At 70.0% G+C, this 24,722-nt stretch carries 24 protein-coding genes and 4 tRNA genes; 18 read left to right on the plus strand and 10 right to left on the minus strand.

What is annotated here, in order from left to right; all coding sequences use genetic code 11:
* The 7 genes from ACY35P_RS07940 to ACY35P_RS07970 form a co-directional block, all read left to right on the plus strand.
* Positions 1-346, plus strand: a 346-nt coding sequence (locus tag ACY35P_RS07940; protein WP_462115298.1) for a helix-hairpin-helix domain-containing protein, incomplete at its 5' end; no start/stop codon positions are given.
* Positions 347-349: 3 nt separating this feature from the next.
* A complete protein-coding gene (gene pgsA, locus ACY35P_RS07945; RefSeq protein WP_462115299.1) occupies positions 350-925 on the plus strand; it encodes a CDP-diacylglycerol--glycerol-3-phosphate 3-phosphatidyltransferase in 576 nt (191 codons plus the stop codon).
* A 64-nt stretch (positions 926-989) separates the two neighbouring features.
* A tRNA-Gly gene (locus tag ACY35P_RS07950) sits at positions 990-1,065 on the plus strand.
* A 100-nt stretch (positions 1,066-1,165) separates the two neighbouring features.
* Positions 1,166-1,239, plus strand: a tRNA-Cys gene (locus ACY35P_RS07955).
* A gap of 61 nt (positions 1,240-1,300) precedes the next feature.
* Positions 1,301-1,381, plus strand: a tRNA-Leu gene (locus ACY35P_RS07960).
* 60 nt (positions 1,382-1,441) lie between these two features.
* Positions 1,442-1,774, plus strand: a complete 333-nt coding sequence (locus ACY35P_RS07965) for a hypothetical protein (protein WP_462115300.1) — start codon at positions 1,442-1,444, stop codon at positions 1,772-1,774.
* Positions 1,775-1,828: 54 nt separating this feature from the next.
* Positions 1,829-3,448: an FMN-binding glutamate synthase family protein gene (locus ACY35P_RS07970; protein WP_462115301.1), complete on the plus strand. Its 1,620-nt coding sequence runs from the start codon at positions 1,829-1,831 to the stop codon at positions 3,446-3,448.
* A gap of 1 nt (position 3,449) precedes the next feature.
* Here ACY35P_RS07970 and ACY35P_RS07975 read toward each other — a convergent pair whose 3' ends face one another.
* A complete protein-coding gene (locus ACY35P_RS07975; protein ID WP_462115302.1) occupies positions 3,450-3,815 on the minus strand; it encodes an arsenate reductase family protein in 366 nt (121 codons plus the stop codon).
* A gap of 104 nt (positions 3,816-3,919) precedes the next feature.
* On the opposite strand from ACY35P_RS07975, the gene ku reads away from it, so the two are divergent.
* Together ku and ligD are read left to right on the plus strand one after the other, a co-directional pair.
* Complete coding sequence (gene ku / locus ACY35P_RS07980; protein ID WP_462115303.1) at positions 3,920-4,810, plus strand: non-homologous end joining protein Ku; 891 nt, start codon at positions 3,920-3,922, stop codon at positions 4,808-4,810.
* Positions 4,811-4,813: 3 nt separating this feature from the next.
* Positions 4,814-7,621 carry a DNA ligase D gene (gene ligD, locus ACY35P_RS07985; protein ID WP_462115304.1) on the plus strand — a complete coding sequence of 936 codons (2,808 nt, stop codon included), beginning with the start codon at positions 4,814-4,816 and terminating at the stop codon, positions 7,619-7,621.
* Between the two features lie 67 nt (positions 7,622-7,688).
* Here ligD and ACY35P_RS07990 read toward each other — a convergent pair whose 3' ends face one another.
* Positions 7,689-8,063 (minus strand): hypothetical protein, encoded by a 375-nt coding sequence (locus tag ACY35P_RS07990; protein ID WP_462115305.1) that lies wholly within the window; start codon positions 8,061-8,063, stop codon positions 7,689-7,691.
* A gap of 388 nt (positions 8,064-8,451) precedes the next feature.
* Here ACY35P_RS07990 and ACY35P_RS07995 point away from each other — a divergent pair, with 388 nt between their 5' ends.
* The gene (locus ACY35P_RS07995) at positions 8,452-10,236 is read left to right on the plus strand and encodes a BON domain-containing protein (protein ID WP_462115306.1); all 1,785 of its coding nucleotides are present in this window, start codon (positions 8,452-8,454) and stop codon (positions 10,234-10,236) included.
* A 71-nt stretch (positions 10,237-10,307) separates the two neighbouring features.
* On the opposite strand, the gene ACY35P_RS08000 is transcribed toward ACY35P_RS07995, so the two are convergent.
* The 3 genes from ACY35P_RS08000 to ACY35P_RS08010 all read right to left on the minus strand — a co-directional run bounded on the left by ACY35P_RS08000 (position 10,308) and on the right by ACY35P_RS08010 (position 12,199).
* The gene (locus ACY35P_RS08000) at positions 10,308-10,535 is read right to left on the minus strand and encodes a hypothetical protein (protein WP_462115307.1); all 228 of its coding nucleotides are present in this window, start codon (positions 10,533-10,535) and stop codon (positions 10,308-10,310) included.
* Positions 10,528-11,877 carry a sigma-54-dependent transcriptional regulator gene (locus ACY35P_RS08005; protein WP_462115308.1) on the minus strand — a complete coding sequence of 450 codons (1,350 nt, stop codon included), beginning with the start codon at positions 11,875-11,877 and terminating at the stop codon, positions 10,528-10,530. Before ACY35P_RS08005 ends, ACY35P_RS08000 begins: the two co-directional genes overlap by 8 nt.
* A 247-nt stretch (positions 11,878-12,124) precedes the next feature.
* Positions 12,125-12,199 (minus strand) — tRNA-Val (locus ACY35P_RS08010).
* A gap of 183 nt (positions 12,200-12,382) precedes the next feature.
* Between ACY35P_RS08010 and fabA the strand changes: the two genes are divergently transcribed.
* On the plus strand, positions 12,383-12,898 hold the full coding sequence (gene fabA, locus ACY35P_RS08015; RefSeq protein WP_462115309.1) for a 3-hydroxyacyl-[acyl-carrier-protein] dehydratase FabA: 516 nt from the start codon (positions 12,383-12,385) through the stop codon (positions 12,896-12,898).
* Positions 12,898-14,112 carry a beta-ketoacyl-ACP synthase I gene (gene fabB, locus ACY35P_RS08020; protein ID WP_462115310.1) on the plus strand — a complete coding sequence of 405 codons (1,215 nt, stop codon included), beginning with the start codon at positions 12,898-12,900 and terminating at the stop codon, positions 14,110-14,112. Before fabA ends, fabB begins: the two co-directional genes overlap by 1 nt.
* 21 nt (positions 14,113-14,133) lie before the next feature.
* On the opposite strand, the gene ACY35P_RS08025 is transcribed toward fabB, so the two are convergent.
* Together ACY35P_RS08025 and ACY35P_RS08030 are read right to left on the minus strand one after the other, a co-directional pair.
* Positions 14,134-15,069, minus strand: coding sequence for a restriction endonuclease (locus ACY35P_RS08025; RefSeq protein ID WP_462115311.1), 936 nt, complete (start codon positions 15,067-15,069; stop codon positions 14,134-14,136).
* A gap of 53 nt (positions 15,070-15,122) precedes the next feature.
* Positions 15,123-15,398 (minus strand): polyhydroxyalkanoic acid system family protein, encoded by a 276-nt coding sequence (locus ACY35P_RS08030; RefSeq protein ID WP_462115312.1) that lies wholly within the window; start codon positions 15,396-15,398, stop codon positions 15,123-15,125.
* A gap of 76 nt (positions 15,399-15,474) precedes the next feature.
* Here ACY35P_RS08030 and ACY35P_RS08035 point away from each other — a divergent pair, with 76 nt between their 5' ends.
* A complete protein-coding gene (locus ACY35P_RS08035) occupies positions 15,475-16,245 on the plus strand; it encodes an FHA domain-containing protein (RefSeq protein ID WP_462115313.1) in 771 nt (256 codons plus the stop codon).
* Here the strand turns inward: ACY35P_RS08035 and ACY35P_RS08040 are convergent.
* Entirely contained in the window at positions 16,214-16,885 is a 672-nt protein-coding gene (locus tag ACY35P_RS08040) for a protein-methionine-sulfoxide reductase heme-binding subunit MsrQ (RefSeq protein ID WP_462115314.1), read from the minus strand. The genes ACY35P_RS08035 and ACY35P_RS08040 overlap by 32 nt on opposite strands.
* Positions 16,876-17,847, minus strand: coding sequence for a protein-methionine-sulfoxide reductase catalytic subunit MsrP (gene msrP / locus ACY35P_RS08045; RefSeq protein ID WP_462115315.1), 972 nt, complete (start codon positions 17,845-17,847; stop codon positions 16,876-16,878). The genes ACY35P_RS08040 and msrP overlap by 10 nt, the downstream gene beginning before the upstream one ends.
* A 124-nt stretch (positions 17,848-17,971) precedes the next feature.
* On the opposite strand from msrP, the gene serC reads away from it, so the two are divergent.
* The 4 genes from serC (at position 17,972) to aroA (ending at position 22,659) form a co-directional block, all read left to right on the plus strand.
* Positions 17,972-19,057, plus strand: coding sequence for a 3-phosphoserine/phosphohydroxythreonine transaminase (gene serC, locus ACY35P_RS08050; protein ID WP_462115316.1), 1,086 nt, complete (start codon positions 17,972-17,974; stop codon positions 19,055-19,057).
* 70 nt (positions 19,058-19,127) lie between these two features.
* Positions 19,128-20,231 (plus strand): prephenate dehydratase, encoded by a 1,104-nt coding sequence (gene pheA, locus ACY35P_RS08055; RefSeq protein WP_462115317.1) that lies wholly within the window; start codon positions 19,128-19,130, stop codon positions 20,229-20,231.
* Complete coding sequence (hisC, locus tag ACY35P_RS08060) at positions 20,231-21,355, plus strand: histidinol-phosphate transaminase (RefSeq protein ID WP_462115318.1); 1,125 nt, start codon at positions 20,231-20,233, stop codon at positions 21,353-21,355. Before pheA ends, hisC begins: the two co-directional genes overlap by 1 nt.
* Positions 21,352-22,659, plus strand: a complete 1,308-nt coding sequence (gene aroA / locus ACY35P_RS08065; RefSeq protein WP_462115319.1) for a 3-phosphoshikimate 1-carboxyvinyltransferase — start codon at positions 21,352-21,354, stop codon at positions 22,657-22,659. Before hisC ends, aroA begins: the two co-directional genes overlap by 4 nt.
* Here aroA and ACY35P_RS08070 read toward each other — a convergent pair.
* On the minus strand, positions 22,643-23,290 hold the full coding sequence (locus ACY35P_RS08070; protein ID WP_462115320.1) for an energy transducer TonB: 648 nt from the start codon (positions 23,288-23,290) through the stop codon (positions 22,643-22,645). The two genes, aroA and ACY35P_RS08070, sit on opposite strands and share 17 nt — an antisense overlap.
* Positions 23,291-23,404: 114 nt before the next feature.
* On the opposite strand from ACY35P_RS08070, the gene serS reads away from it, so the two are divergent.
* A complete protein-coding gene (gene serS / locus ACY35P_RS08075) occupies positions 23,405-24,685 on the plus strand; it encodes a serine--tRNA ligase (protein ID WP_462115321.1) in 1,281 nt (426 codons plus the stop codon).
* The last annotated feature ends 37 nt before the right edge of the window (positions 24,686-24,722 follow it).

A 24,722-nucleotide genomic window follows, 5' to 3' on the forward strand; every position in this document is an offset into this window, starting at 1 on the left:
CAGCAGCGGCGGCCTGGTCGGCCTCGTTCTGCGCCGTCGGGGTTTCGTTCTTGCAGGCCGACAGCGAGAGGACGGCGTCCAGCAGGTGCGCGACGAAGCCCACCGCTTCGCGATCACGGGTCACCGCGGCAAGCGACAGAAAGCGCGCACCACGAGCCGGCTGGAGGACATCGCGGGCATCGGCCCGCGCCGCCGGGCGGCGCTGCTCAAGCACTTCGGCGGGCTCGGGGGGCTCAAGGGCGCGGGGGTCGAGGAAATCGCCCGGGTGGAGGGCGTGAACGCCGCGCTCGCCCAGCGGATCTATGACACCCTGCACGGGCTGGCGCCGTCCGAGGGCGCGGAGTAAGGCATGCGCATCACCGTACCCACCGCCCTGACGCTGCTGCGGATCCTGTTGATCCCGGTGCTCGTGCTCGTGTTCTACCTGCCGTACAAGTGGACGAACTTCGCCGCCGCGGCCGTGTTCGCCGTGGCGTCGATCACCGATTGGCTGGACGGCTGGATTGCCCGCCGCTACGACCAGTATTCCGCGTTCGGGGCCTTCCTCGATCCCGTCGCCGACAAGCTGATGGTGGCCGTGGCGCTGCTGCTCATTGTGCAGGTGCACCCCACCAAGTGGATGGCGCTGTGGGCCGCGGTGATCATCGGGCGCGAGATCGCCGTGTCCGCCTTGCGCGAGTGGATGGCCGAGCTCGGCGAGCGGGCGCGGGTGAAGGTCGCGAGCATCGGCAAGTTCAAGACGATCGTGCAGATGGTCGCGCTGACCTGCCTGCTGTTCCAGGATCCGGTGCTCGGCGTGCCGGTGTTCACGATCGGGGAATGGCTCCTGGCGGCCGCGGCCCTGCTGACGTTGTGGTCCGGCTGGGCCTACCTGCGCGCGGCCTGGCCCGTGCTGTCGAAGGACACGCGAACCGGCGCTGCGTAGCGCGAAATCTTCAGGCGGAGTGTTGACACGGCCGGCGGCTTCCGTAGAATGCGCAGCCTGTTCCGCGGGAATAGCTCAGTTGGTAGAGCACGACCTTGCCAAGGTCGGGGTCGAGGGTTCGAGTCCCTTTTCCCGCTCCAGATTCTTCGGAGCCAGTGCATCGGAACCGTTCGACCAGACCCCGCTCGCGGGGTCTTGTCTTTTGAGGGGCACGCTTCGATAGTGTGCCCGACGCTTCCCGGCCGGGTGGCAGAGTGGTTATGCAGCGGACTGCAAATCCGCGTACGCCGGTTCAATTCCGACCTCGGCCTCCAGATCGACGCCCCGCAGCGATGCGGGGCGTTCTTTTTTCCGGAAGCCGTAAGCTATGCCCACGCCCGGATGGCGAAACCGGTAGACGCAGGGGACTTAAAATCCCCCGACCTAGTCGTGCGGGTTCGAGTCCCGCTCCGGGCAGTTCCTCAGTCTCGGCCGCGGGCCACGTTGCGACGACGTCGCGGCGCGCAGGCTCCGCCAATGGCCACACGCGAACCGCCCACCGTGACGCCCGACGGCCGCTACATCGTCGTCCGTGGACGGCTCTGGCGCCGCGCCGACCCGGGGCTCGCCGATGACGAACGCCAGCGGCTGGTCCGCCTGCTGATGGCCGCACGTCGGGCCATCGGGCAGGCGATGCGCGACGGTGACGCCGAAGCCGCCACGCGTGCGCGTCGCGACGTGCATCGCGCCAAGGTCGCGCTCGGGGAGCGCGGACCGGTCTGGTGGGACGACGGCGCGCCCGACCTGGGACGGCACATGGTGCATACGACGTCCTATGCGGCGTGGCATGCGAGCCTCGGAGCGGACTGAGTCCCCACGGTGCCTTTGCGCTCGACGGGTATGCTCGCCGCGACAGGAGGCCGCATGAGATACGCGCTCTACATCGCCGTGGTGGTCGCGACGCTCGTCGCGATCGGCATCTTCGCCGTGACCGGCCACGGTGGGATCGCGTTCGCGGTCCTGGCGCCCTTCGCGGCGCTGGGCACGTGGGACCTCCTGCAGCGCCGCAGCACGCTGCGGCGCAATTACCCGCTGCTCGCGCACTTCCGCTACGGGCTCGAGGCGATCGGCCCGGAGATGCGCCAGTACTTCATCGAGGCGGACACGGCCGAAGTGCCCTTCTCGCGCCAGGAGCGGGCGCTCGCGTACCAGCGCGCGAAGTCCGTGCTGGACACGCGGCCGTTCGGATCGCTGCAGGACGTGTACGGGCCGGAGTACGAATGGATCAACCATTCGATGCGGCCCTCGGAGCACATGCCGCACGACTTCCGAATCACCGTCGGAGAAGGCCGTCCGCAGCCGTATTCGGCGAGCGTCTTCAACATCTCGGCGATGAGCTTCGGCTCGCTCTCGGCGAATGCGATCCGCGCGCTCAACCGGGGCGCGAAGATGGGCGGCTTCTACCACGACACGGGCGAGGGCTCGATCTCGCCGTACCACCGCGAAGCCGGCGGCGACCTGGTCTGGGAGGTCGCATCGGGCTACTTCGGTTGCCGCGACGAGGACGGCAGCTTCAGCGAGACGAAGTTCGCGGCCGCCGCCGCCGATCCGCAGGTGCGGATGATCGAGGTCAAGCTGTCGCAGGGCGCGAAGCCCGGGCACGGTGGCGTCCTCCCGGGCGCCAAGGTGACGGCCGAGATCGCCGCGACGCGGGGCGTGCCCGCGGGTGTCGACTGCATTTCCCCCGCGCGCCATTCGACCTTCGACTCCCCGAAGGGCCTGCTCGAATTCGTCGACCGCCTGCGCAATCTGTCGGGAGGCAAGCCCACCGGCTTCAAGCTCGCCATCGGGCATCCGTGGGAATGGTTCGGCATCGCCAAGGCGATGCACGAGACGGGGCTGCTGCCGGACTTCATCGTCGTGGACGGTGCCGAGGGCGGCACCGGCGCGGCGCCGGCGGAATTCATTGACCACGTGGGTGTGCCGATGCACGAGGCCCTGATGCTCGTGCACAACACGCTCGTCGGTCTCGGCCTGCGCGATCGCGTGCGGCTCGCCGCGGCCGGCAAGATCATCAGCGGCTTCGACCTGGCGCGCACGATGGCGATGGGCGCCGACTGGTGCAATGCAGGCCGCGGTTTCATGTTCGCGGTGGGCTGCATCCAGGCGCAGAGCTGCCACACCGACCGCTGCCCGACGGGCGTGGCCACGCAGGACCCGAAGCGCTGGCGCGCACTCGACGTACCCCACAAGTCGACACGCGTGCAGCAGTTTCACGCGAACACGCTCAAGGCGATGCGCGACCTGCTGTGCGCCGCGGGCCTGCAGCATCCGTCCGAACTGGGGCCCGAGCACATCATGCGGCGGGTCTCGGCCACGGAGGTGCGCTCGCTGGCCGCGATCTACCGCTTCCTCGCGCCGGGCGAGCTGCTCGCGGGCATGCCCGAGCACGCCGTGTTCCAGCAGTACTGGGACGATGCGCGAAGCGACTCCTTCGCACCGCCGCCGCGCGTGGCCGCGCTGAGGGCGACCAAGCTCGCCTGAGTCAGGAGTCGCCCAGCAGATCGAGCACGCGCTCGGGCGGTCGACCGACCACGGCCCGGTCGCCGACGACGAGGATCGGCCGCTCGATGAGCTCCGGATGCGACGCCATCGCGGCGAGCACCGCCTCGTCGTCGAGCGACGGGTCGGCCAGCCCGAGTGCCGCGTAGGCCGGCTCGCCGGTGCGCAGGAGGTCGCGCGCACTGCCGCCCGTTCGGCGCACCAGCATTCGCAGCAGCTCTAGCCCCGGCGGCGTGGCCGTGAGGTCGACGACCTCGGGGTCCACGCCATGCGCGTGCAGCAGTTCCAGCGCGCCACGGCACTTCGAACACGACGACTTGTTGTGGAACAGCACGGGCCGCTCGGCCATCGCGTTTCTCCCGGGTCAACCGACCCCGCCATTATCGCCCGGCCGCTTCACCCGGCACGGACGCGGGCTGCGCGAGGGTTCGGAAAACACGCTGGAGACGCCCCATGGCCAGGCCCATCTGGACCGGCTCGATCTCGTTCGGCCTGCTCAACATCCCGATCCAGCTGATGTCGGGCGAGCGCCGGACCGACATCCACTTCCGCATGCTCGACGCCCGCGACAACACGCCGGTGCGCTACGAGCGCGTCAACGCCGACACCGGCGAGGAAGTGCCGTGGAAGGAGATCGTCAAGGCATACGAGTTCTCGAAGGACAACTACGTCGTACTGCAGCCGGAGGACATCCAGCGCGCCGCGACGGAGAACCACGAGACGATCGCGCTCGAATCGTTCGTCGATGCCGAGTCGATCTCGCCGTCGTATATCGAGAAGCCGTACATCCTGGTGCCGGGCAAGAAAGCCGAGAAGGGCTATGTGCTGCTGCGCGAGGTGCTCAAGAAGAACGGCCGCGTCGGCGTCGGGCGCGTCGTGATCCGCACGCGCGAGTACCTGTGCATGGTGCGGCCCGAAGGCGATGCGCTGATGCTGCTGCTGATGCGGTTCCCGCAGGAACTCGTCGAGGTCTCTGAATACGACCTGCCCGCCGGCAGCGCGCGAGCCTGGCACGTCACCCCACGCGAGATGGAGATGGCCGAGATGCTCATGGAGTCCATGACGGACGAATGGACGCCGGCCGACTTCAAGGACGAGTTCCGCGAGCGGCTGTCGCAGGTGATCAAGGAGCGCATCAAGCAGAAGGGCACCACCAAGATCGAAGAGGACGACGACGAGGAAGAGGCGGAGACGGCCACCAACGTCGTCGACTTCATGGCGCTGCTGCAGAAGAGCCTGGAAGGCAAGGGCGGTGGGACGTCGAAGGCGGCCAAGAAGACGTCACGCACAGCGGTCAAGCCCAAGCCCAAGGCCAAGCCACGCAGCACCAAGAAGCGCGCCTGATCCATGGGCCTTCAGGAATACAACCGCAAGCGCGACTTCGCGCGGACCGCCGAGCCGAAGGGCGACGTGCCGAAGCGGCGCGGCGGGCCGTTGTCGTTCGTCGTGCAACTGCATCATGCCCGTGCACGGCACTACGACTTCCGGCTGGAAGTGGACGGCGTGCTGCGCAGCTGGGCGGTCCCACGCGGGCCATCGTTCCGACCGGGCGAGAAGCGCCTCGCGGTCGAGACCGAAGACCATCCGCTGCGCTACCGCGACTTCGAAGGCCTGATCCCCGAGGGCGAATACGGTGCGGGGCACATGGCGATCTTCGACCATGGCACGTGGACGCCCGAGGGCGACCTGCAGGCCGCGATCCTCAAGGGCCGCCTCGACTTCAGGCTCGAGGGCGAGCGCCTGAAGGGCCGTTGGTCGTTGATCCGCACCCATCAGCGCGGTCGTCGCGGCCAGTGGATGCTGCTCAAGCGCACCGACGAGTACGCGGGCGACCTCGAAGCCGACGACCTCATCGGCGACCTGCAGGCACCGCCGCCGGACGCGCCCGGCGCGTCGACGAAGGCGGGGCTGGAGATCCGCGCCCGCAAGGGCTTCGATACCGGAGACGCCGCAATGGCGAAGACGAAGACGACGCGGGCGTCCGCGACGAAAAAGGCGACGACGCCGCGCGCGACGAAGAAGGTGGCCACGAAGAAGGTGGCCACGAAGAAGGCCGCGACAGCGCGCGCGAACGCGGCGAAGTCCGGGGCGGTGCGCGATCTTCGTTCCCTCAAGCGCGATGCGGCGCGTCTCGCCGGCGGGGCGGAATTCCCGATGGGGGAGTTCGTGCAGCCGATGCTCACCGTTTCGGCCGAGAACGCGCCCGTCGGCGGCGAGTGGATCCACGAGTGGAAGTGGGACGGCTACCGCCTGCTCGGACAGTCCGGTCGCGAGCCGATGCTGTGGTCGCGCAACGGAATCCCCTGGAACGAGCGCGCGCCGGAGCTCATCCAGATGCTGCGCGGTCTCGGCGCGTCCGCGGTCCTCGACGGCGAACTCATCGCGGTGGACCGGTCGGGCTACAGCGACTTCAACGCGCTGCAGCGCGCGCTGTCCGAGAAGGACGCCACCTGCCTGCGCTACGTCGTCTTCGACCTGCTCGCCCTCGATGGCCACGACCTCCGGCGCGCACTGCTCGTGGAGCGCAAGGCGCTGCTGGAACGCCTGCTGCAGGGCAGCGACCCGCGCTTCTTCTACAGCACGCACATCGCCGGCCGCGGACCGGAGATCTTCGATGCGGCGCGCGATCGCGGCATGGAAGGCATCATCAGCAAGCGGGCGGATTCGCGGTACATCGATGGCCGCTCCGACCAGTGGCTCAAGGTCAAGACGGCGGAGACGCGCGACTTCGTGGTGGTCGGCTACACGCCGCCGAAGGGCGGCCGTCAGGGCCTCGGTTCGTTGATGCTCGGGCAGTACAAGGACCGCACGCTGGTCTACGCCGGTCGCGTCGGCTCGGGCATGGGCAACGACATGCTGCTCGACCTCGTGAAGTCGCTCCGGCAGATCGAGATCAAGGAGCCAGTCGTCGAGATCCCGAGGCACGTGCCGCTGCCGAAGGGGCGCATCCACTGGGTGCGGCCCGAACGCGTCGTCGAGGTCTTCTTCCGCGGCTGGGGCAAGGAGGGGCTGGTGCGCCAGGCCTCGTTCCATCGCCTGCGCGACGACAAGCCGGCCACCGCGGCGGCACTCGAACAGCCGGAGACGAAGGTGATGAAGACCGTGTCCAAGAAGGCTGCTAAGAAGGTCGCGACGACGAAGAAGACTGCGGCGAAGAAGGCCCCGGCGAAGAAGGTGGCGCGCGCCGCGGCGACGCAAAGCACATCCATCGCCCCGGAGTCCGGCACCGCCGCGAAGACGGCGGCGAAGAAGCCCGATTCGCGGCGCAAGGCCGTGTCGCGCCGATCGATCGACCTCGACGATTCGAACCTCCCCACGCTCAGCAGCCCCGATCGCGTCGTGTTCGCGGACGCGGGATACACGAAGCAGGACGTCTGGAACTACTACCGCGCCGCCGCGCCGCAGCTGCTCGAGGAGATCAGCGGGCGCCTGCTTTCGATCGTGCGCTGCCCCGACGGCGTGGGCGGTCAGCACTTCTTCCAGAAGCACGTGAAGCACGGCTTCAGCGCGGCAGTGAAGCCGTTCGAGATCGTCGAGAACGATGGTGACGAGGCAACGTACTTCTACGTCGACAGCCTGGAAGGTTTGATGTCGCTCGTGCAGATGAACACGGTGGAGATCCATCCATGGGGTTCGCGCATCGAGACGCTGGAGCAACCCGACCGGATGGTCTTCGACCTCGATCCGGACCCCACGATCGAGTGGCCGCAGATCCGTGCAGCCGCGCGCGAGGTGCGCGATCGCCTGCGAGACGTCGGCCTCGAGTCGTTTCCGAAGCTGTCCGGCGGCAAGGGCGTGCACGTCGTGGTGCCGCTGCAGCCGAAGGCCGACTGGGAGGCGGTCCGACGTTTCTGCGACGCATTCGCCGACGCGATGGAGCGTCAGGCCCCCGATCGCTACGTCGCGACGATGAGCAAGGCGAAGCGGCACGGGCGCATCTTCATCGACTGGCTGCGCAACGGCCGGGGCGCGACGAGCGTCGCGAGCTGGTCGCTGCGGGCGCGAAAGGGCGCCCCGGTCGCGGTGCCGGTGACCTGGGCCGAGTTGTCGAGGGTGAGCAGTCCGGCGCGCTATACGCTCGCCGACGCGCCTCGCCGTGGCGTGCCGGACGAGGCCGCGGCGATCATCGCGGCGGCGCGGCCTCTGCCGGTCTGACGCCGACGGAGGCATGAAAAAAAGACGGCGGCTTTCGCCGCCGTCGTCGTCCCGCTGCGCGATGCCGTTACGGCGTCGGCGGCGTGGTGCCGGTGCCGGTACCGGTGCCGGTGCCGTTCTGCTGGTTCGCATCCGTGCCCGTACCCGTACCGGTGCCCGTGCCCGTGCCGGTACCCATCGTGTCGGTACCCGTGCCCGTCGACGTGCCCGTGCCCATCGTGTCGGTGCCGGTGGTGCCGGTCGCCGAACCGGACATGTCGGCCGAGGTCGATGTGCCGCTCATGTCGGTGCCCGGAGTGGCGGCCGTGTCGGTCGCCGGCGCGGCCGACGTGGTCGCGTCGGTGGCGGCCGGGGTCGTGGTGGCCGACTGGTCGGCCTGGTCGTTGCGGCTGCACGCGGCCAGGAGCAGGGCCGTCGCGGCGATCGCCAGAGTCTTGTTCATGATCGTTTCTCGCTCGTGAGGTAAGGGCCGTCCGGCCCGGTGTGAACCTTCGCAAAGCCAATGGCACGGGCGCGTCAAACGCATGTGAGCCTTGCGTTCGGCCACGGCCGCTTCGCGGAAATTTCTTCGCATTCGGGCAACAAGCGCAGCCGCATGGTGGTCGTCCGCCCCATGGCGGCACGGCTGCGGCATGGCACGCGACTTGCGCCATTCCCATCGTCGCCACAAGCGCGGCGCAAGCACGCCGGAAATCCGGAACAGGGAGGAACGTTCAGTGCGTGATCAACAGATGGGACGCCACCTCCGCGAAGTCGCCAATGACGTGGTGCGACTCGGGACCCAGGCGGTCAACGCCGGTCGAAACTGGCTCAACGAACGGAGACAAGACATGCATCATGACGAGCATCAGAACCAGCAGAACACGCAGGCCGGCCGTCGCTACGGCGGCTCGCAGTACGGCTCGAACAACGAGTCGCAGAACGCGCAGGCCGCGCGCGACGGTTCGGGCCGGCAGGCCGGACAGTGGGATCCGGGCTACACGAACCAGATGAACCAGGGCGAGATGTACGGCCGCGGCAACCAGTACGGCCAGAGCAACTACGGCACGTCGGAAGGCGGGCAGCAGAGTTCGTCCGGACAGGGTTACGGCTCGCAGTTCCAGAGCGGCTCCGAGCGCTATGGACAGGGCCAGCAGCAGGGAATGGGTTCGATGGGCCAGGGCGGTTACGGTTCGTCGCAGCAGTACGGCCAGGGCTCGCAGGGCGCCCAGATGCACGGCGGCGCGCAGCAGTACGGCTCGCAGCAGCAGTACGGCGCGCAGCAGGGCTCGCAGGCGTACGGCAGCTCGCAGCACAACCCATCGCAGGGCTCCGGCGAGCAGTCCGGCCGCACCCCGGGCTATGGCGCCTACGGCGGCGAGAGCCAGGGCTCCGGTGGCCTGTCCCACGCGCAGGGCCAGGGGCAGGGCTCGAATTACGGTTCGCAGGGCTACGGCCAGCAGCAGTACGGTTCGCAGGGCGGCAGCAGCTACGGCAGTTCCGGCGGCAGCAGTTACGGTACGCAGGGCAGTACGTACGGCGGCGCGGATCATTCGCGTGACCGCGAGTACCTCGTTGGTGGCTTCGGCGCGTCGCAGACCGGCGTGCACGGCGGCTACGGCAGCCCGTACATGCAGCACGAGTCGAGCTTCAGCACCTGGCGCGGCCAAGGCGACTACGGCAGCACGCAGATGGGCCAGGGCGCGCAGCGGCAGAGCACGTCGCAGCAGGGCTCACAGCAGCACTACGGCGCGCAGTCGCAGCAGCACGGCTCCAGCTCGCAGGGCTACGGCCAGCAGGGCAATGGCTTCGGCGCGTCGCAGCACGGCGCCGGCCAGTCGCAGTTCGGATCGAGCCGCGGCTACGGCGACGGCGGCTACTCGAACCGCTCGCAGTCGACGTTCCAGGGCGACAGCCAGTCGCAGTACGGTCAGGGCTCGGGCGGCGCGCAGTTCGCGCAGGGTGCGCAGGGCGGCATGTACGGCTACGGCCAGCAGTCCTCGCAGGGCGCATCGCAGACGCAGTCCCGCCGCGGGCGGGGTCCGAAGAACTACGTGCGGTCCGACGAGCGCATCATCGACGACCTGCACGAGCGCCTGATGAACGCGCATGACATCGACTCCTCGGAGATCGAGGTGCGCTGCGAGGGCGGCAAGATCGTCCTCGACGGCACGGTCGAGCAGCGGTGGATGAAGCACCGCATCGAGGACATCGCCGAGTCGTGCGCCGGCGTGCGCGACATCGACAACCGCGTGCGCGTCGCGTCGTCGCAGGGCGGATCGCAGACGTCCGCCTCGTCGCAGCAGTCGGGCCAGTCGGCGGCCTCGCAGAGCGGTCAGAGCAGCTCGACCGCGTCGCTGTCCGGTGGTTCGGGCTCGTCGTCGCTGTCGTCGGGCTCGGGCGGCTCGTCGTCGCTCTCCGGTCAGTCCGGCCAGTCGGCCTCGCAGTCCTCGCAGTCGCAGAGTGCCGGTACGGGTTCGTCGCTGACGGGCGCCGAGTCGGCCACCAGCGAGTCCGATGATGCGGGCTCGCGCCAGGCGGGCAGCTCGTCGTCCAGCGCGACGCGCGGCAAGGACTCCTCGACGTCGCGTCCGGGTTCGTCCGGCACCACCGGTGGAAGCAGCTCGGCGCATTGATCGGTCGCGCCCGGCGTAACGGAAAAGGCCCGCATTCGCGGGCCTTTTTCTTTGCTGCAATGCCAGCGGCTTCAGGGCGCGGGCGGCATGTGTCGCAGCAGCTCGATGCAGCGCATGCCCGCATCCTCGGCGCGCGCGATGTTGATCATCGCCGCGCGGACGTCGCCCATCTCCAGCATGTAACGCGCAGCGGACGTCGCCATCGTCAGTGAATTCACTTCGTTCGACAGATCGTGCCGCCAGCGCCCGGTGTGATGCGGCGGCGGTGGCAGGCCGCCTGGCGGCGGCAGGTCACGCATGCGGCAGGTGGCTCTCGGCGTCCGCGGCCACCGCGAGTCGCGCGAGCTGGTTGTGGATGGTGCGAACGCTCACACCGAGGATGCGCGCGGCCTCCGTCTTGTCGCCGTCGACGTTCGCAAGCGTCTTGGTCAGCATCTCGCGCTCCACGTCGGCATAGCTCATGCCCACGTGGAAGACGATGCTGGTCTCGTCCTGGTGCAGCGGCGTCGCACGACGGCCCAGCGGCGGGATTCGCACGAGCGGCCCGTCGCTCATCAGGTAGGCGCGCTGCACGACGCTGCGCAGCTCGCGGATGTTGCCGGGCCAGCCATGCCGGCCGAGCATCCTGGCGGCGTCCGGCGCCAGTCGTTTCTCGACGCCGTGCTCGGCATTGAGGCGTTCGACGAAGACATGGGCGAGCAGCACCACGTCGTCGCCGCGCGCACGGAGCGGGGGCAGGGCGACGATGAAATCGGCGAGGCGGTAGTACAGGTCCTCGCGCAGCACGCCCTGTTCTATCGCCTGCACGGGGTCGCGGTTGGTGGCGGCGACGATGCGCACGTCGACCGGAATGGAATCGGTGCCGCCCACCCGCGTGACCTCGCCCGTTTCTAGCACGCGCAGCAGGTAGACCTGCAGCGGCGTCGGCATCTCGGTGATCTCGTCGAGGAACAGCGTCCCGCGGTGCGCCTGCTCGAAATAGCCGACGTGGCGCTGCTGTGCGCCGGTGAAGCTGCCTCGCTCGTGCCCGAACAGGTGGCTGGCGAGCAGGTCCGGCGCGATCGCGCCGCAGTTGACGGCGACGAATGCGCCGCGCCGGCCGCTGCGGTCGTGCACGGACCGCGCCACGAGTTCCTTGCCGGTGCCACTCTCACCGGTGATCAGGACGGAGACGCGCGCGGGGGCCACGCGCTCGAGACTCGCCGAGAGGCTGCGGATCGCTTCGCAGTCGCCGACGATGCCGCCCGGCGAGCGGCCGGCCGTCAACGCGCTGGAGCGCGACGAGGCCTGCTGCAGCAGCGATCCGAAATGCTGCGGGCACAGCGGCTTGAGCAGGTAGTCGAGCACGGGCAGGCGCACGGCGCGCGCGGCGGTCTCGACCGAGGTCTCCCCGGTCATCAGCGCGATGCGGCTGTGCTGGCCCGCGTCGAGTTCGTCCAACAGGTCGAACGCCGTGCCGTCGGGAAGGCTGACGTCGAGCATCGTCAGGTCGCTCATGCCGCGGCCCATCGCGCGTCGCGACTCCTCGAGCGAATGCGCGACCGTCGCCTCGAAGCCATGCGCACGAGCGAAGTCGGCGGCGGCGGAGGCGAAGGTCACGTCGTCATCCACGATGAGGACGGACGGATGGGATTCGGTCATGGGGCGCTCCGCGGTTCGATGCCGGGAGGCTAGTCACGCCGCGGTTAACGGCGCGTGTGAGTCTGCAAGGATTTCCAGCGTCTGCAGATCCTTCGTCCGCTCGCCGTGGCGGCCGTACTGCCACCGCGCGTCGTTGCTGAATTCGACCGGATCCGGCGTTCGAGCGGCCGCTGCGGTCGCAGCATCCGTGCCAGCGTTTCGCCCGGAAATGACGAAGCCGCCCGGAGGCGGCTTTCGTGATGCGAACTGGTGGGCGGTGCAGGGTTCGAACCTGCGACCCTTGCCGTGTGAAGGCAATGCTCTACCGCTGAGCTAACCGCCCGAAGCGCCGCGCAGTATAGGCGAGCGATCCGGCCGCCGCCAAGCCTTCGCGTCGAATTCACTCCACGCTGGCGGCCGCGCCGTCAGCATCGGGGATTCCCCCGGACGCCGACCCTACGCTGCCGCACTGAGCGGAAGCGGGGCGACCGGCTAGACTCGCGGGCTTTTCCCGATCGTCGTGACGATGAACCGACCCTCCTCCTTCGACCGCGAACAGCTGCTGGCCTGCGCCCGCGGCGAGATGTTCGGCCCCGGTAACGCGAAACTGCCGGCGCCCCCGATGCTGATGTTCGACCGCATCACCGAGATTTCCGAAACGGGCGGCCGCAACGGCAAGGGCGTGATCCGCGCCGAGCTGGACATCACGCCGGACCTCTGGTTCTTCGGCTGCCACTTCCTCGGCGACCCGGTGATGCCCGGCTGCCTCGGCGTGGATGCGATGTGGCAGCTCGCCGGCTTCTACCTGCCGTGGCTGGGCGAACCGGGCCGCGGACGCGCCCTCGGCGTGGGCGAGGTCAAGTTCAGCGGCCAGGTGCTGCCGGATGCGAAGCTCGTCAGCTACGAGATCGACATCCGCCGCGTCATGCGCGGCAAGCTCGCGCTGGTCATCGCCGACGGCCGCACCTATGTCGACGGCCGCGAGATCTACGTGGCCAAGGACCTGCGCGTCGGCCTGTTCGTTTCGACGGAGGGCTTCTGATGCATCGTGTCGTCGTCACCGGGATGGGCCTGACGTCGTGCCTCGGGCGCGACCTGGCCGACGTCTCCACGTCCCTGCGCGAAGGCCGGTCCGGCCTGCGCTACGTGCCGGAGTACGAAGCGCTCGGCATGCGCAGCCGCGTGGCCGGCGATCCGGCGCTCGACCTCGATGCGCTGGTCGACCGCAAGCTGCGCCGTTTCATGGGCGACGCCGCCGCGCATGCCTATGTCGCGGCGATGGATGCCGTGGCGCATGCGGGGCTCGATCCCGCCGTGCTGCGCACGCCGCGGGCCGGCGCGATCGCGGGCTCGGGCGGCGGCTCGGCGCAGTGGCAGATCGAGACCGGCGACCTGCTGAAGGCGAAGGGCGTGCGGCGCGTCGGCCCGTACATGGTGCCGCGCACGATGTGCTCGACCGTCTCGGCCGCGCTCGCCACCGCGTTCGGCATCCAGGGCGTGAGTTATTCGATCTCGGCGGCCTGTGCCACGTCCGCGCACTGCATCGGCGCGGCGGCCGACATGATCCGCCACGGCGTACAGGACGTCGTGCTCGCGGGCGGCGGCGAGGAACTGCACTGGGGCATGACGTGCCAGTTCGATGCGATGGGCGCGCTGTCGACGTCCTACAACGACAATCCGCAGACCGCGTCCCGTCCGTACGACGCGGGCCGCGACGGCTTCGTCATCGCCGGCGGTGGCGGCATGCTGGTGCTCGAATCGCTCGAGCATGCGCAGGCGCGTGGCGCCACGATCGTCGCCGAGCTCGTCGGCTACGGCGTGACGTCCGACGGCGTCGACATGGTGGCGCCGTCCGGCGAAGGCGCGGTGCGCTGCATGCGCATGGCGCTCGACGGCCTCGATCGCCCGATCGACTACCTCAACACACACGGCACCTCGACCCCGGTCGGCGACATCACCGAGCTGCAGGCCGTGCGCCAGGTATTCGGGGATTCGATTCCGCCGCTCTCGTCCACGAAGGCGCTGAGCGGCCATTCGCTGGGCGCCGCGAGCGTGCACGAGGCCATCTACAGCCTGCTGATGATGCAGGGCGGCTTCATGGCCGCGTCCTTCAACATCGAGACGCTCGACGAGCGCGCCGAGGGTTATCCCGTCCTGCGCGAGACGACGCCGGCGCAGTTGCGCACGGTCATGTCCAACAGCTTCGGTTTCGGCGGTACGAACGCCTGCCTGGTGTTCTCGCGTTTCGACGGTTGAACGCGGTGCGACGGTGCGCGGTCAGTAGACCGCGCACTGCATGAAGCGAACCGGGCGCTCGGCGCCTGCCGGGCTCTGGATCTGCAGGCGCGAGGCACGCAGCAGTTCGTAGCGCTTCATCACGGCGCACAGCGCGCTGTCGCTCGCCACGGTCGGATCGTTGAGGAAGACCTGCAGCGTCGAATGGGTGGACCACAGCGCGCGGTCCACGCCGGGCAGGTGCGCGATCTCGCGCACGATCGCCTCGCGTTCCTCGTCCTCGCTCATCGGTGCTTTCGGGGCGGCGCTGGCGGCGGGCGTCGTGGCGGGCCGCGCCTTCACTGCGGCGGCCGGAGGCGCCGTCGTGGCCGACTCGCCCGCGTCGTCGGCGATCTGGGACAGCGCGAAGCCGAGCAGCAGGCCGCCAACCGTCGCGGCGGCCAGTGCGGTGCCGGTCGCACGCAGGACGCGGGCTCGCGCGCGGGCGCCGATCTCCGCGTGCACGCTCGACGGCAGCAGCGGCCCGACAAGCTTCCATAGTTCGGCGCCGTCCACGAGCTCGACGTTCGGCGCGACCAGCCGCGCCTGCGGTTCGACGTGTCCGGGAGTGACGATGAGGCCGCCGGCGGCCTGCTGCAGGCGCACCGACCGCAGGAACTCCTCGGCGGAGCTCGCAGTCACCACGTGGGCGAGGCCCTGGCGGCACGTGAGCACCCAGGGCCGGCCGTCGCGATACACGCAGACGTCGCCCGAGCCGCGCTCGCGCTGCTGGTCGGCCGACTCGCGCTCGAAACCCGAGGCGGCGAGGGCATCCACCACCAGGTTCGACAGCTCGCGCCAGCGCATGGCGGAGAGGATCCCGAGCCCTTCACGGGTCTCGTAGCGCGACTGCCGCGCGGTCCACAGATGGGCAATCCACGCGGCGGCGGCGATGAAGGCGAGGGCGAGCCCGGAGGCGTAGGCAGCGGCAGGCGACATGCGGGGGACGGGTCTTCCTTGGGGCGACGACTATAACCGCGCGGCGAACCGGCTCAGCGGAAGCGTTCGGCCAGCACGCGGCGGATTTCGGACTCGATGGTGCCCTTCATCGCACCCAGCAGGAAGCCGAGCTCCGCGGTGACGCGCACGGCATCGGGCTCGAGATGGACGCGTCCGTCGACGCCGCTGCGCCGGAACGTCAGGGCATCGCCCTGCCAGCCGTGGTCGACGCCGAACTTCTGGGCGAGCGATTCGGCGATGTGCTGCACGGCCTGGCGGGCCTGCTCCGGCGCGAGGCCGTGGGTGTGGCGGATATCGATCGTGGACATGGGGGACTCCTCGGCTACACCGGCGATTGTCCGGCATCGGCGGCAAGGGCGCGTGGGCGTGCTAGATTCCGGCCGCGTGACCGCCCTCCGACTTCGCCTGACCGGCTCCGACCGCGACCTGCTCGATCTCGAGCCGGGCGTACACGCGATCCCGGCGTCGTTGCTCGATCCGCGCCTGCCCGTCAACGGCGAGCCGGTCGCGCAGGTCTACGTCGACTCGCGTGGCGTCTGGCTGCAGGTGCGCGAAGGGGTCCGGGGCGTCTACGTCAACGGGCGGCCCGTGCGGCACATGGCGATGCTGCGTGCGGGCGACTCGGTCTTCCTCGCCGGCGTCGAGTGCCTGCTGGTGGGGCGCCGACCGGAACCGGGCGAAGAGGGCGGCGCGGCGCGGGCCGACGCACGCGCGGTGCTTCGCGCGATCGCCGGGCGCCACCACGGCCGTTGCTTCCCGCTCGAGCGCGAATGCGTGCTGGGCCGTTCCGAAGACTGCGACATCCCGATCGACGACGAGGCCATCGGCGCGCGCGAGGTCACCTTGCAGGTCACCGCGCGCGGCGTTCGCGCGTCGTCGTCGACGGCGGGCGCGCCGGTGTGCGTCAACGGGCATCCGCTGCAGAGCGCGCTGCTCGTGCCGGGCGACCAGCTGGTCATCGCGGGCCAGCATCGGTTCGTCGTCGAGGCGGCGCGTGCGATCGCACTGGAGCCGCCGCGGGAGCGCAAGCCCGCTGCGCGGACCATCGCCGATCCGCAATTGCGTCGGGCGACGCGCCGCCTGCCGTGGCTGATCCTCGCGGCCGTGCTGCTCGCGGGTGCGCTCAGCCTGTTGCTGCTGTACGGCGCGGCATAGCCTTCGCCTGCATCCGTTTCCAGACGCGCCAGCCGAGCAGCAGCGCGGCGATCGCGGCGTAGAGCGCCGGCTCGCGGATGTCGGACTTCACGAGCCACCAGAAGTGCAGCACGGCAAGAACTGCGACGACGTAGACGAGCCGGTGCAGTTGCCCCCAGCGGCGACCGAGTGCGCGCATCGCGCGCTGGAACGACGTCGCCGCCATCGGCACCAGGATCAGCCATGCCGCGAAGCCCACGGTGATGTACGGGCGCTTGGCGATCTCGGCGGCCACCTGCGACAGGTCACCGCGCAGGTCGAGCACGACGTAGGCCGCGAAGTGCGCGGTCGCGTATAGGAATGCGTACAGCCCCAGCATGCGGCGGAAGCGCAGCAGCACCGCGCGGCCGGTCAGCTGGCGCAGCGGCGTGATCGCAAGGCCGATCATCAGGAAGCGGAGCGCCCACAGCCCGAGGAAGTGCTCGATGGCGGCGACCGGATCGGCACCGAGCGCGCCGCTGCCGAGCACGAGTTCCGAGCGCACCTGCCAGGCGAGCCACGCCGCCGGGGCGAGCGCCAGTGCATGCACCACGGCCTTGGCCGCGACGATGCGGGGATCGGTACGCCGCGCAGGTGGCCGCGCCGGGCGCGTCAGAACCATTTCCTCAGGTCGAGCCCGGCATACAGCCCGCCGACCTGTTCGGCATAGCCATTGAACAGCCGCGTCGGGATGCGATCGGCGAACAGCTTGCTGCCGGTGCCCGCGATGCGGCGCTCGGTCTTCTGGCTCCAGCGGGGATGGTCGACGTTGGGATTGACGTTGGAGAAGAAGCCGTACTCGTCCGACGCCTGGTCGTTCCAGCTGGTGAAAGGCATCTTCTCGACGAAGGTGATCGCCACGATCGACTTGATGCCCTTGAAGCCGTACTTCCACGGCACGACGAGGCGCAGCGGTGCGCCGTTCTGCTGCGGAAGCGCCTTGCCGTAGAGGCCGGTGGCCAGCATCGTCAGCGGATGCATCGCCTCGTCGATGCGCAGGCCTTCGCGGTACGGCCAGTCGAGTGACGGATAGCTCATGCCGGGCATCTGCTTCGCGTCGGCGAGCGTGGTGAACGCGACGAATTTCGCCTTCGACGTCGGCTCGAACCGCCGCAGCACGGCCCCGAGCGGAACCCCGAGCCACGGGATCACCATCGACCAGCCTTCGACGCAGCGGTGGCGGTAGACGCGTTCCTCGGGCTTGAGGCCCTTGAGCAGGTCGTCAAGCGACAGCCGGCCGGGTTTCGCGCAGTGCCCGCCGACCGCGACCGTCCACGGGCGCGTCCGGAGCGTCTTCGCCGCGCGGGATGGATCCGCCTTGCCGGTGCCGAACTCGTAGAAGTTGTTGTAGGTGGTCGCGTCCTGGAATGTCGTGCGCGGCTCGGCGGTGCCGAAGCCGGCGCGCATGCGCGCCGGGTCGACACGAGCGGCCGCAGGCGCGGGCGGCGGCTCCGCGGCGGCGCAGCCGGCCAGCCCCAGAGCCGGGGCCGCGGCCAGGAGCGCGACCAGCCGGCGGCGGTCGCGGTACACCGCCTCGTCGGTGATCTCCCGCGAGGGGATGTTCAGGGCATCGCGCAGGGACATGGGGGCGGGCTCCGGTCGATAACCGATTAGACGGCCCTCATGATGAAAAAGATGCAGCCCCGGGCCCGGCCCGCGTGCTGCGCTGCGGCATACTCGGGGTCCACCCCGTCCGCGAGCCCCAACGATGCCCCGCGTCTTCAACTTCAGTGCCGGTCCCGCCACCCTTCCGGACGTCGTCCTCGAACAGGCGCGCGACGAGCTGATGGATTGGCGCGGCGTCGGGGCGTCCATCGTGGAACTGAGCCATCGCGGCAAGGAATTCATGGGCGTGGCCGCCGAGGCCGAGGCCGACCTGCGCACGCTGCTGTCGGTGCCCGACGACTACGCGGTGATGTTCCTCGCGGGTGGGGCGACCACCGCGCAGGCGCTCGTGCCGCTCAACATCGCCGCACCCGGCCAGCGTGCGGATTACGTGGTCACCGGCCACTGGGGCAAGACCGCGATCAAGCAGGCGAAGCCGTACGTCGACGCGCACGTCGCGGCGACCGGCGAGGCCGGTGGCTTCCGCGACATCCCGCCGCGCGGCACGTGGCAGCTGTCGGACGACGCGGCCTACGTGCACGTCACCGCGAACGAGACGATCCACGGCGTCGAATTCCGCGACGTCCCCGAGGTCGGCGACGTTCCGCTGGTGGCCGATTTCAGCTCGAACATCGCGTCCGAGCCGGTCGACGTCTCCAGGTTCGGCGTGATCTACGCCGGTGCGCAGAAGAACCTCGGGCCGGTCGGCGTCACCGTCGTGCTGATCCGTCGCGACCTGCTGGAGCGCCAAGGCCAGCCGCGCGCCGACATCTTCGACTACCGCTCGCACGTCAAGGGCGAGTCGATGCTCAACACGCCGCCGACGTGGAACTGGTACCTCGCCGGGCTCGTCTTCAAGTGGATGCTCGCCGAGGGCGGCGTCGTCGAATTCGCGCAGCGCAATGCGCGCAAGTCGACGCTGCTGTACGACGCGATCGACGGCTCCGGCGGCTTCTATCGCAACGAGGTCGCGCCGGCCGTGCGCTCGCGCATGAACGTGCCGTTCTTCCTGCGCGACGAGGCGCTGGACAAGCCGTTCCTCGCCGAGTCCGTCGCCGCCGGCCTGATCGGGCTGAAGGGCCATCGTGCGCTCGGCGGCATGCGCGCGTCGATCTACAACGCGATGCCCGAGGCGGGCGTGCGTGCGCTGGTCGACTTCATGGCCGACTTCCAGCGACGCCACGGCTGACCGAACGCCGGTACCGCGTACCGGCCCCGGCCGGCGCCCAGCGCGGGCCGACCGATGGAGTGCGATAGCGATGTCATCCCCCGACGAGACCGTTCCGCCGCTCGACCTGGCCGCGCTGCGCCAGCAGATCGACGGCATCGACTACGAGATCCAGTCGCTGATCAGTCGGCGCGCGGGCTTCGCGCGCCAGGTCGGGCGGGCGAAGGGCGACCTCGCGCGGGCCATCGACTACTACCGCCCGGAACGCGAGGCGCAGGTCCTGCGGCGCGTCGTCGACCGCAACGCGGGGCCGCTGGAGAACGCGGTGCTGGTGCGCGTCTTCCGCGAGATCATGTCCGCCTGCCTCGCGCAGCAGGAGCCGCTGAAAGTCGGCTACCTCGGCCCGGAAGGCACGCATACGCAGCAGGCGGCGCTCAAGCACTTCGGCCATTCGGTGCAGGCCCTGCCGCTCGGCAGCATCGAGGAAGTCTTCCAGGAAGTGGCGGCCGGTCATGCCGACTTCGGCGTGGTGCCGGTGGAGAACTCCACCCAGGGCACGATCCAGTCGACGCTCGACATGTTCCTCTCCTCCGACGTCCGGATCTGCGGCGAGGTCGAGCTGCGCGTGCACCAGCACCTGCTCTCGCGCGGCGGGCGGATCGAGGACATCGAGCGGGTGTATTCGCATCCCCAGTCGTTCGCGCAATGCCGGGCCTGGCTGCGCACGCACCTGCCGGGCGTGGAGATGGTGCCCGTGGCCAGCAATGCCGACGCCGCACGGCGTGCGCGCAACGCCGACGACGCGGCGGCGATCGCCGGCGTCAGCGCCGCGTCCGTCTACGGGCTCAAGGTGCTCGCCGGGCCCATCGAGGACCGGCCCGACAACACCACACGCTTTCTCGTGCTCGGCCGCGAGCTGTTCACGCCGTCCGGCAACGACCGGACGTCACTGCTCGTCTTCATCAAGGACCAGCCCGGTGCGCTGTACCGCGTGCTCGAGCCGTTTGCGCGCAATGGCCTGAGCATGACGCGCATCGAGTCGCGCCCCGGCCACGCCGGCCCGTGGCAGTACGCCTTCTTCATCGACATCGACGGCCACGTGCAGGAGCCGCGCATGGAGCAGGCGCTCGCCGGGCTCGGCGAATTCGCGCAGGAGATCCGCGTGCTCGGCTCGTACCCGGTGGCGATCGAATGATGCCCGCGTACGACGAAGCCTGGTTCGCATCGCGCGCGACTGCCGGCATCGCGGCGCTGCGCGCCTACGACCCCGGGCACGACGTGGTGGCGATGCGCGGGCGTACGCAGTGGCTCGTCGAGCTGGGCTCGAACGAGAACCCGTACGGGCCGTCGCCCCGCGCGCGCGCGGCGGTGCTCGATGCGCTGCACCTGATGCATCGGTACCCGGATCCGCGCGGCGCGTCGCTGAAGGCCGCGCTCGCGTCGCGCCTCGGCGTCGATGCACGGCAGATCCTGCTGGGCAACGGCTCGCACGAGCTGCTGATGCAGCTCGCACAGGTCTTCGCGGGCCCGGGCGACGAGGTCGTCGCGCCGCAGTACGGCTTCGCCGTGTTCGCGCTGGCCGCGCAGGCCGCCGGCGCCACGCTGCGCATCGCACCTGCGCTCGCCGCGGACGCTGCGATGCCGCGCGGCCACGACGCCGACGCGCTGCTCGCGGCGATCACCCCGGCGACCCGGCTCGTCTACATCGCCAATCCGAACAATCCGACGGGTACGTGGCTCGACCGCGACACGCTGGTGCGTTTCCTGTCGCAGGTGCCGCCGCAGGTCATCGTCGTCGTCGACGAGGCCTACGCCGAACTTGCGGATGCGCCGACGTATGCCAGCGCGCTGGCGGTGGTGCGGTCGCAGGGCAACGTCGTCGTCACCCGAACGTTCAGCAAGGCCTATGCGCTGGCCGGACTGCGATGCGGCTACGCCGTCGCGGCCGAAGGCTTGGTGGCCGTCATGGAGCGCGTTCGCGAGAGTTTCAACGTCAACGGCCTCGCGCTCGCGGCATGCGAGGCCGCGCTGGGCGACACGGAACACCTCGAGTGGTCACGTGCCCGCAATGCGGAGCAGCGTGCGACGCTGGCGGAAGCGCTCTGCAGGCGTGGCCTGCACGTCGCGCCGTCGCAGACCAACTTCCTGCTGGTCGAATTCGGAGAGTCGACACCCACCATCGAGTCGGCACTGCTCGAGCGCGGCGTGATCCTGCGTCCGATGGGCGGGTACGGCCTGCCGCGGCACAGCCGCGTCACCGTGGGTACGGCGGACGAGAACCGTCGGCTGCTCGCGGCCCTCGACGAGGTGCTGTCGTGACCGCCCGCTGGATCGCCCAGGCAGGTCGACCTTTGCGCGGCCGCCTGCGCGTGCCGGGCGACAAGTCGATCTCGCATCGCGCCGTGATGCTCGCGGCGATCGCCGAGGGCACCAGCCGGATCACCGGCTTCCTCGAAGGCGAGGACACGCGAGCGACGGCCCGGGTCTTCGCGCAGCTCGGCGTGCGCATCGAAGCGCCCGAGCCGAGCGTTCGCATCGTGCACGGCGTGGGGCTCGACGGCCTGCGTCCCGCCGGCGCTGCGCTCGACTGCGGCAACGCAGGCACCGGGATGCGCCTGCTGGCGGGCCTCCTCGCAGGACAGGTCTTCGATAGCGTGCTCGTCGGCGACGAATCGCTGTCCCGTCGTCCCATGCGGCGCGTCACCGCGCCGCTGTCGGCGATGGGCGCGCGCATCGATGCGATGGACGGCGGGCTTCCGCCGCTGCGGATCCACGGCGGTTCGCGGCTTCACGGCATGCAGCACGCGACCGAGGTCGCCAGCGCGCAGGTCAAGTCCGCGCTGCTGCTCGCCGGCCTGTACGCCGAAGGCACCACGCGCGTGACGGAGCCGCGCCCGACGCGCGACTACACCGAGCGCATGCTGCGCGCCTTCGGCGCCGAGATCGACTTCGCGCCGGGCCATGCATCGCTGGTCGGCCGACCGCGACTGCGGGCGACCGATGTCGCGGTTCCGGCGGATTTCTCGTCGGCGGCGTTCTTCCTCGTCGCCGCGTCCATCGTGCCGGGATCCGACCTCGTGCTCGAGGCGGTCGGCATCAATCCGCGCCGCACCGGCCTGCTCGATGCGCTGCGCCTGATGGGCGCCGACATCAGCGTCGAGGCCGTGCGGGAGGAGGGCGGCGAGCCGGTCGCTGCCCTGCGCGTTCGCGCGGCGCCCCTTCGCGGCATCGACGTGCCAGCGGCGTTGGTTCCCGACATGATCGACGAGTTCCCCGTGCTCTTCGCTGCCGCGGCCTGCGCGCAGGGCATCACACGGGTGAGCGGGGCCGAAGAGCTGCGCGTCAAGGAATCGGATCGGATCGACGCCATGGCGCGGGGTTTGCGCGCGCTGGGCGTGCGTATCGACGAGCAGCCGGACGGTGCCGTGATCGACGGCGGCCCGGTCGTCGGAGGCTTCGTCGACAGCCGCGGCGACCATCGCATCGCGATGAGCTTCGCGATCCTCGGTCAGCGTGCCTCGGCACCGGTCGAGATCGACGACGTCGCCAACGTGGCGACGTCGTTCCCCGGCTTCGACGCGCTCGCCCGCGAGGCGGGCGCGGCGATCAGTTCGACAGCCTGAAGTCGATCGGCACGACGGCTTCGCCCACCGTCGGGTGGCCGTCGTGGATCTCCGGCTCGAAGCGCCAGTTGCGCACGGCCTGCATCGCGGCTCGATCGAGCTCGCGCGATCCGCTGGACTGCGCGATCTCGGTCGACGTCGGCACGCCGTCCGGCCCGATGTGCACCATCACCAGCACCGTTCCCCCGTCGCCGTTGCGCAGTGCGCGCGTCGGGTATTCCGGTGGAGGCGTCTGGCCGGGGATCGGGCGGGCCTTGCGATCGGCCACGCTCGGACGTGGCGCCGGCGGCGGCGGCGCGTGCTCCACGGGCGGGGCCTCGCGCGGCGCGGCGGCGACAGGCGCGGCGGGCCGAGGTTCGTCGATCACCTCCGGTGGCGGCTCGAGCGAGCCGATGCCCGAGCCGTCCTCGCCGGCCATCGGCGCGGGAAGCGGCGCGTATTCGGGTTCGGCCGTGGAGGGCGGAACGTCGCCCGCGTGGAAGAAGGACTTGTCGCGCCCGCGGCTCATCGCGATGGCGAACAGCACGATGCCGGCGAGGAAGGCGAGCCCGAGCCACAGCCAGAGGCGCGGGATCGGGCGCCGCTGCGGCGGTGGTGGGGACGGCGGAGCGGGGGAGGGTGTGGAGGCCATGCGGGTCGTATCCATCCGGGCATGCTGGGGGCCGCATCGTCAACGCGCCGGGAAAGCGGCGCCGATCACGCGCTGCGGTGATAATGCCGCCTTTCCCGCTCCCCGTACGCCTCCATGCTCGATCCGGTCCTGCTGCGCCAGCGTCCCGCCGAAGTCGCCGAACGCCTCGCTGCCGCGCGCGGCTACACGCTCGACGTGTCCGCGCTGGAAGCGCTCGAGTCCGAGCGGAAGCAGCTGCAGACGCGCACGCAGGAGCTGCAGAACCTGCGCAATACGCGCAGCAAGGCGATCGGCCAGGCGAAAGCCAAGGGCGAGGATGTCGCGCCCCTGATGGCGGAGGTCGCCGGCATCGGCGACGAACTCAAGGCCGGCGAAGCGCGCCTCGATGGCATCCGCGAGGAAATCGAGTCGATCGCGCTCGGCCTGCCCAACCTTCCCGACGAGTCCGTACCGCCGGGCAGCGACGAGGCCGGCAACGTCGAGCAGAGCCGCTGGGGCACGCCCCGCACCTTCGACTTCGCCGTGCTCGACCACGTCGAGCTGGGCGCCCGCAACGGCTGGCTCGACACCGACACCGCGGCGAAGCTTTCGGGCGCACGTTTCACCGTGCTGCGCGGCGGCCTGGCCCGCCTGCATCGCGCACTCGCGCAGTTCATGCTCGACCTGCACACCGGCGAGCACGGCTACATGGAGGTCAACGTCCCGCTGCTGGTCAATGCGGACTCGATGCGCGGCACCGGCCAGCTCCCGAAGTTCGAGGACGACCTGTTCGCGACCGCGGTGGGCGAGTCGAAGCGCTACCTCATCCCGACGTCGGAAGTGCCGCTGACGAACATCGTGCGCGACACGATCGTCGAGGAGGGGCAGCTCCCGCTGCGCATGACCGCGCACTCGATGTGCTTCCGCGCGGAAGCGGGCAGCCATGGCCGCGACACGCGCGGCATGATCCGCCAGCACCAATTTGAAAAGGTGGAACTCGTTTGCATCGCTCGTCCCGAAGAGAGTCTCTTTGAGCACGAACGTATGACGCGGTGCGCGGAAGTCGTCTTGGAGCGCCTGGGCTTGCCGTACCGCCGAATGCTGCTCTGCACCGGCGACATGGGATTCTCCGCATCGAAGACCTACGACCTCGAGGTCTGGCTGCCGTCGCAGGGCACGTATCGCGAGATCTCGTCGTGCTCGAACTGCGACGCCTTCCAGGCGCGCCGCATGCAGGCGCGCTGGCGCAACCCCGAGACCGGCAAGACCGAACCCGTGCACACGCTCAACGGTTCCGGCGTCGCCGTCGGCCGCGCCATGATCGCGGTGATGGAGAACTACCAGCAGGCCGACGGCAGCATCGTCGTGCCGGAGGCGCTGCGTCCTTACATGGGCGGTCTCGACGTCCTGCGCTGAAGCCGGACCCGGCCGCGTTGCGAAGGCCCGCCCACCG

The organism is Lysobacter xanthus (assembly GCF_047159895.1).

Excerpts from the sequence above, each read along its gene's own strand:
- pgsA (WP_462115299.1), top strand. The coding sequence starts at position 350 with ATGCGCATCACCGTACCCACCGCCCTGACGCTGCTGCGGATCCTGTTG.
- ACY35P_RS07965 (WP_462115300.1), top strand. The coding sequence starts at position 1,442 with ATGGCCACACGCGAACCGCCCACCGTGACGCCCGACGGCCGCTACATC.
- ACY35P_RS07970 (WP_462115301.1), top strand. The coding sequence starts at position 1,829 with ATGAGATACGCGCTCTACATCGCCGTGGTGGTCGCGACGCTCGTCGCG.
- ACY35P_RS07975 (WP_462115302.1), bottom strand. The coding sequence starts at position 3,815 with ATGGCCGAGCGGCCCGTGCTGTTCCACAACAAGTCGTCGTGTTCGAAG.
- ku (WP_462115303.1), top strand. The coding sequence starts at position 3,920 with ATGGCCAGGCCCATCTGGACCGGCTCGATCTCGTTCGGCCTGCTCAAC.
- ligD (WP_462115304.1), top strand. The coding sequence starts at position 4,814 with ATGGGCCTTCAGGAATACAACCGCAAGCGCGACTTCGCGCGGACCGCC.
- ACY35P_RS07990 (WP_462115305.1), bottom strand. The coding sequence starts at position 8,063 with ATGAACAAGACTCTGGCGATCGCCGCGACGGCCCTGCTCCTGGCCGCG.
- ACY35P_RS07995 (WP_462115306.1), top strand. The coding sequence starts at position 8,452 with ATGCATCATGACGAGCATCAGAACCAGCAGAACACGCAGGCCGGCCGT.
- ACY35P_RS08000 (WP_462115307.1), bottom strand. The coding sequence starts at position 10,535 with ATGCGTGACCTGCCGCCGCCAGGCGGCCTGCCACCGCCGCCGCATCAC.
- ACY35P_RS08005 (WP_462115308.1), bottom strand. The coding sequence starts at position 11,877 with ATGACCGAATCCCATCCGTCCGTCCTCATCGTGGATGACGACGTGACC.
- fabA (WP_462115309.1), top strand. The coding sequence starts at position 12,383 with ATGAACCGACCCTCCTCCTTCGACCGCGAACAGCTGCTGGCCTGCGCC.
- fabB (WP_462115310.1), top strand. The coding sequence starts at position 12,898 with ATGCATCGTGTCGTCGTCACCGGGATGGGCCTGACGTCGTGCCTCGGG.
- ACY35P_RS08025 (WP_462115311.1), bottom strand. The coding sequence starts at position 15,069 with ATGTCGCCTGCCGCTGCCTACGCCTCCGGGCTCGCCCTCGCCTTCATC.
- ACY35P_RS08030 (WP_462115312.1), bottom strand. The coding sequence starts at position 15,398 with ATGTCCACGATCGATATCCGCCACACCCACGGCCTCGCGCCGGAGCAG.
- ACY35P_RS08040 (WP_462115314.1), bottom strand. The coding sequence starts at position 16,885 with ATGGTTCTGACGCGCCCGGCGCGGCCACCTGCGCGGCGTACCGATCCC.
- msrP (WP_462115315.1), bottom strand. The coding sequence starts at position 17,847 with ATGTCCCTGCGCGATGCCCTGAACATCCCCTCGCGGGAGATCACCGAC.
- serC (WP_462115316.1), top strand. The coding sequence starts at position 17,972 with ATGCCCCGCGTCTTCAACTTCAGTGCCGGTCCCGCCACCCTTCCGGAC.
- pheA (WP_462115317.1), top strand. The coding sequence starts at position 19,128 with ATGTCATCCCCCGACGAGACCGTTCCGCCGCTCGACCTGGCCGCGCTG.
- hisC (WP_462115318.1), top strand. The coding sequence starts at position 20,231 with ATGCCCGCGTACGACGAAGCCTGGTTCGCATCGCGCGCGACTGCCGGC.
- ACY35P_RS08070 (WP_462115320.1), bottom strand. The coding sequence starts at position 23,290 with ATGGCCTCCACACCCTCCCCCGCTCCGCCGTCCCCACCACCGCCGCAG.
- serS (WP_462115321.1), top strand. The coding sequence starts at position 23,405 with ATGCTCGATCCGGTCCTGCTGCGCCAGCGTCCCGCCGAAGTCGCCGAA.